Here is a 951-nt window from a genome sequence, read left to right as displayed (position 1 = left end):
CAAAGTAAAAGTGCTGGCTGTTAACCTAGATGACAAGCAAATTGACTTTGAATTGGTCGAAACAAGTCGTAAGCTACGCGGCGAAGGTAAGACAGCTAAGAAACGAGCTGCGGAAGCGAAACGCAAAGCCAAAGAGAAAAAACGTGCGGCGACACGTTCTTCATCAAAAGAAGGTGCTACAGCGCGCGCTGTTCCTGCTATTGAGCCAACTAAGCGCCCAGAACAAACGGATTCTGGCCGTAAACGCAAAGGGCCAAAACGTGGGGATGACGACAGCGCAAAGAAGCCAAAGGTGAAGAAAGCCCACAAGAAAAAGCCACACAGTAAGCCAAAGAAAACCAAGCGCACTAAGCAAGACGCGCAGTAGGCTGAAGCGCCAATCTGTTACTGCAGATTGGCGGTGAGCGAAGCACAGAAACAGGTTAAGTAATGAGTAACGAATTTATTTACGGTATTCATGCCGTGAAAGCGGTATTGGAACGTGAACCAGAACGCTTTATTGAAGCGTACGTTCTAAAAGGACGCCAAGACGATCGCCTAATGCCAATCTTGAACGATTTGCAGGTGTGTGGTGTTTCTATCCAACAAATGACGCGTAAAACCTTGGATGACAAAGCACATGGTGCAAACCACCAAGGCATCATCGCGCGCGTAAAACCAGCAAAACAGCTGAACGAAAACGACATCGACGACATCCTAGCGCAGCATGAGACACCGTTGCTATTGGTTTTGGATGGCGTGACTGACCCTCACAACCTGGGTGCCTGTTTACGTAACGCCGATGCTGCTGGTGTTGCTGCGATTATCGTTCCTAAAGATCGATCCGCACCAATGAATGCGACAGTAAGCAAAGTAGCCTGTGGCGCTGCAGAAGTGGTGCCTTTGATTCGTGTAACCAACCTAGCGCGCACAATGCGTACTCTGCAAGAGCAGGGCATCTGGTTCGTGGGT

General features: G+C 49.2%; 1 protein-coding gene and 1 pseudogene. Both read left to right on the top strand.

Going from position 1 to position 951, the window contains the following annotated elements:
- Positions 1-367 (top strand): annotated as a pseudogene (locus tag R8N49_RS25515) (ribonuclease R); the annotation flags it as partial.
- Between the two features lie 62 nt (positions 368-429).
- Positions 430-951, top strand: a 522-nt coding sequence (rlmB, locus tag R8N49_RS25510) for a 23S rRNA (guanosine(2251)-2'-O)-methyltransferase RlmB (protein ID WP_318190260.1), incomplete at its 3' end; no start/stop codon positions are given.

This window comes from Vibrio sp. 1978, assembly GCF_033344345.1.
Note: the sequence above shows the minus strand (reverse complement) of the source record. Positions and strands in the feature narration are given on the sequence as shown.